The organism is Pseudomonas agronomica, assembly GCF_025917275.1.
Classification (GTDB): Bacteria; Pseudomonadota; Gammaproteobacteria; order Pseudomonadales; family Pseudomonadaceae; genus Aquipseudomonas; species Aquipseudomonas agronomica.
Map to the genome: position 1 here is coordinate 1 of NZ_JAOSHO010000420.1, position 4,473 is coordinate 4,473.

3 protein-coding genes are annotated in these 4,473 nt (G+C 63.5%); 2 read left to right on the forward strand and 1 reads right to left on the reverse strand.

All coding sequences use genetic code 11. The features are described 5' to 3' along the window. Positions 1-73: 73 nt before the first annotated feature. Both OC610_RS21865 and preA read left to right on the forward strand, forming a co-directional pair. Positions 74-1,441, forward strand: coding sequence for an NAD(P)-dependent oxidoreductase (locus OC610_RS21865; RefSeq protein WP_264430709.1), 1,368 nt, complete (start codon positions 74-76; stop codon positions 1,439-1,441). Continuing rightward, entirely contained in the window at positions 1,441-2,715 is a 1,275-nt protein-coding gene (gene preA / locus OC610_RS21870) for an NAD-dependent dihydropyrimidine dehydrogenase subunit PreA (protein ID WP_264430711.1), read from the forward strand. The genes OC610_RS21865 and preA overlap by 1 nt, the downstream gene beginning before the upstream one ends. A gap of 5 nt (positions 2,716-2,720) precedes the next feature. Here preA and OC610_RS21875 read toward each other — a convergent pair whose 3' ends face one another. Then, positions 2,721-4,367 carry a phospholipase D-like domain-containing protein gene (locus OC610_RS21875; RefSeq protein WP_264430712.1) on the reverse strand — a complete coding sequence of 549 codons (1,647 nt, stop codon included), beginning with the start codon at positions 4,365-4,367 and terminating at the stop codon, positions 2,721-2,723. Between the last annotated feature and the right edge of the window lie 106 nt (positions 4,368-4,473).

The following is a 4,473-nucleotide window of genomic DNA, read 5'->3' on the forward strand; positions in this document are numbered from 1 at the left end:
GAGGCCAGCCCAGGCAACCAAAAAAACACTGCCCACCAGAGGCAGCACCTCAAACACCGTGAGGCCCGATTCCATGATCCAGCCCTTGAGCCATCTCCCCCATTCCCAGGAAGACCCGACCACCCTCGCCGCCCGCTTCAGTGACCTGGCGCCGCCCCTCAATGCGCGCCAGGCCCACCTGGAGGCGTCCCGCTGCCTGTATTGCTACGACGCGCCTTGCGTGAATGCTTGCCCTAGCGAGATCGATATTCCATCGTTCATTCGCAACATTCATCAGGACAACGTCCAGGGTGCGGCCCAGCGGATTCTCTCGGCGAACATCCTCGGCGGCAGTTGCGCCCGGGTCTGCCCCACCGAGGTGCTGTGCCAGCAAGCCTGCGTGCGCAACAACGCCCAGGAATGCGCGCCCGTGCTGATCGGCCTGTTGCAACGCTACGCCGTCGACAATGCCCACTTCAGCGAACACCCGTTCAAACGCGCCGCCGCCAGCGGCAAACGCATCGCGGTGGTCGGGGCAGGTCCCGCCGGGCTGTCCTGCGCGCACCGCAGCGCGATGCACGGCCATGACGTGGTGATTTTCGAAGCCCGGGACAAGGCCGGCGGCCTCAACGAATACGGCATTGCCAAGTACAAACTGGTGGACGACTACGCCCAACGCGAACTGGATTTCCTGCTGGAGATCGGCGGCATCGAAATCCGCCACGGCCAGAAGCTCGGCGAGAACCTCAGCCTGAGCGACCTGCACCAGCAATTCGATGCGGTGTTCCTCGGCCTCGGCCTGGCCGCCAGCAAGCAGCTGGGCCTGAGCGACGAACAGGCGCCTGGGTTGCTGGCCGCCACTGAGTACATTCGCGAGTTGCGCCAGGCTGACGACCTCAGCCAGTTGCCGCTGGCCAACCGTTGCATCGTGCTCGGCGCCGGCAACACCGCCATCGACATGGCCGTGCAAATGGCCCGCCTCGGTGCCCGCGACGTCAGCCTGGTGTACCGGCGCGGCCTCGAGGACATGGGCGCGACCTTACATGAACAAGACATCGCCAAGGCCAATCAGGTCCGCCTGCTGACCTGGGCCCAGCCGCAACAGGTGCTGCTGGACGACAGCGGCGTGGTGCGCGGCATGCGTTTCTCCCGGACTCATCTGGAGAACGGTCGGCTGGTGATCGGCAGCGAGACCTTCGACCTGCCCGCCGATGCCATCTTCAAAGCCATCGGCCAAGCCTTTGACGACGACGCGCTGGTGGACCCGCTGGCCCGGGAACTCAAGCGTCAGGATGGACGCATCCTGGTGGACGAACACCTGCGCACCAGCATTCCCGGTGTCTATGCCGGCGGCGATTGCACCAGCCTGGACCAGGACCTCACCGTGCAGGCAGTGCAGCACGGCAAGCTCGCCGCCGAGGCGATCAATGCTCATCTCACGCTCAATGTGGAGGCTGCGTAATGGCCGATCTGTCGATAATTTTCGCCGGCATCAAAGCCCCCAACCCGTTCTGGCTGGCCTCCGCGCCACCCACCGACAAGGCTTACAACGTCGTGCGTGCCTTCGAGGCGGGCTGGGGTGGCGTGGTCTGGAAAACCCTGGGAGAGGATCCGGCGGCGGTGAACGTGTCCTCGCGCTATTCGGCCCATTACGGGGCCAACCGCGAAGTGCTGGGCATCAATAACATCGAGCTGATCACCGACCGGTCGCTGGAGATCAACCTGCGGGAAATTACCCAGGTAAAGAAGGATTGGCCGGACCGGGCGCTGATCGTGTCGCTGATGGTGCCGTGCGTCGAAGAGTCCTGGAAAAATATCCTGCCCCTGGTGGAAGCCACCGGCGCCGATGGCATCGAGCTGAATTTCGGCTGCCCCCACGGCATGCCGGAACGGGGTATGGGCGCAGCGGTGGGCCAGGTGCCGGAGTATGTCGAGCAGGTGACGCGCTGGTGCAAGACCTATTGCTCGCTGCCGGTGATCGTCAAGCTCACGCCGAACATCACCGACATCCGCGTCGCCGCCCGGGCCGCCCATCGCGGCGGGGCCGACGCGGTGTCGTTGATCAACACCATCAACTCCATCACCAGCGTCGACCTGGACCGCATGGTCGCCCTGCCCATAGTCGGTAGCCAGAGCACCCACGGCGGCTACTGCGGCTCGGCGGTCAAGCCGATTGCACTGAACATGGTCGCGGAAATCGCCCGCGACCCACAGACCCAGGGCCTGCCGATCTGTGGCATCGGTGGCATCGGCAGTTGGCGCGACGCGGCGGAGTTCATCGCCTTGGGCAGCGGCGCGGTGCAGGTCTGCACGGCGGCGATGCTGCACGGCTTTCGCATCGTCGAGGAGATGAAGGACGGCCTGTCGCGCTGGATGGACGAGCACGGTCACGCCAACCTGCAAGCCTTCTCCGGCCGCGCGGTGGGCAACACCACCGATTGGAAGTACCTCGACATCAACTACCAGGTCATCGCCAAGATCGACCAAGAGGCGTGCATCGGTTGCGGGCGCTGTCACATCGCCTGTGAAGACACCTCGCACCAGGCCATCGCCAGCCTCAAGCTGGCGGACGGCACCCATGCCTACGAGGTGATCGAAGAGGAATGCGTGGGCTGCAACCTCTGCCAGATCACCTGCCCGGTGCAGGATTGCATCGAGATGGTGACAGTGGACACCGGCAAGCCGTTCCTGGACTGGAACCACGACCCGCGCAACCCCTACCACGTCGCGCCTTGAATCCCTTAACGGGCGCTGAACCTCAGCCGGGACAACATCCGCAGATCGCCGTCGCGGTAGTAGTCATCGGTCCAGCTGTCGTTCGGCGCCAAGGGCTTGACCTGCTTGAGGGCGAGTTTTTTCGCAAAGTAGCGGAACCGGTAGTGCTCGTAGAAGCGCAGCAGTTCCAGCCCGTAGCGGTCCGCCAGGTCGGTGTCGCCCTGGATGATCAGGTAGTTTTCATCGTTGCCGCTGCTGGCGGCGGCGCTGAGGTTATGGCTGCCGCTGATGATCGTCGGCGCATCGCTGGTGAAGTCGGTGACGATGGCCTTGGTGTGCACCAGCAAGTTGCCCTTCTGGCCCTTCATGTTTTCCCGCAGCCAACCTTCCAGGCCGGTATTGAGTAACGCGGTGGCGGCGAATTCCGCGGTGCGATCGGCATGAAAACCGGTGATGCGGCTGGCAGAATTCTGCAGGCCGTAGCGCAGCACATCGTCATTCGGCTGGCCGAGCAAGGCATCGAGAATCGCGTCCGGCAGAGCAAATGCCGTGACGAACAGCAGGTCCTTGCGCGCGGACCTGATGATGTCGACGAAGCGATCGAGATCGCCTTGGCCGTTGCGGGGTGAAAACCCGGCGAACAGTTTGTCATCGACGTTCATAGGATTGTGTTGGGTCAACCAATCGCGGGTGGCGTCGACGTCCTCGGGCGCGTGCCAGATCTGCTCGAACACCTGGCGGTAGCTGTCGCTGATCCGTGAATCGTCCAGCACATGGATGACGTTGGCCTGGCGATAAACACCATTGGCGGTGAAATTGGTGCTGCCGCACAGCACCGCCTCGGGCGTCAACGTGCCATTTGCTTCGACCCGGCTCAGGACGATGAACTTGTCGTGAAAGATATTGTGGGTGACCCGCCCACGTTTGTTGGCGGCCGGAAGGTTTTCCAGGCCGGCTTCGTTGCGCAGTGTCGTGTCGTCATCCGGCTCGGCGTGGTACAGCACCCTGACCTGCGCGCCGCGTGCATGGGCGGCGTTCACCGCAGCGACGATCACCGGCAGTTCGTATTCATAGATGGCCACGTCCAGCGCCCAGTTGGCGTCCAGGGCCCGGTCGATGAAGCCGATCAAGCGCCCCAGCAAACCGTTTTCCAGCCAGCGACGTGGCGCGTCGGGCCACTCCTCGATGGACAACTTTTTATTGGCGCTGATCAGCGCATCCACTTCCGGAAACTTGCGCTGGAACGCCTGGCTGGCGGCCACCGCGCGGTTGAACATGACCCGCTGGCTGGCCGGTTGACCGTCGTCGCTGGTGACGCTCACTTCCAGGGCTTCGCCCAGTTGCGGCGCATCGGGACTGCCGTAGGCCAGGTGCACGCGATAGTGGATCGTCACGCCCGGGTTGACGGCGTAATCGGCCCAGCGAAATTTCTGCAACGGCGCCTTGTCGCTGGGCGTGGCGTGGAATTGGGGAAAGGTGTGGGCCTTGTCGGGAAAGGTCAGGCTGTTGAACAGGAACAGCCAGGGCTTGTCGCCCGCCTGCTTCTCGATGGCAAAGCCCAACAGTCCCTTGCGCCGGGGTTCGGCGAGGTCCATGGCGAGCAGCACTCCGTTGGTGCCGGCATAGGCCTTGACCCGGAAATCGTCCTGGGGATTGGTGACGAGTACGCGCATGGGTTCATTCCTTTGAGGGTTGCTTGAGCATAGAGCAGTGATGCAGGTTGGGTGGGCAGAGCATTAAAACCGCGGTGATGCCATCGCGAGCAAGCTCGCTCCCACA

Excerpts from the sequence above, each read along its gene's own strand:
- OC610_RS21875 (WP_264430712.1), bottom strand. The coding sequence starts at position 4,367 with ATGCGCGTACTCGTCACCAATCCCCAGGACGATTTCCGGGTCAAGGCC.
- OC610_RS21865 (WP_264430709.1), top strand. The coding sequence starts at position 74 with ATGATCCAGCCCTTGAGCCATCTCCCCCATTCCCAGGAAGACCCGACC.
- preA (WP_264430711.1), top strand. The coding sequence starts at position 1,441 with ATGGCCGATCTGTCGATAATTTTCGCCGGCATCAAAGCCCCCAACCCG.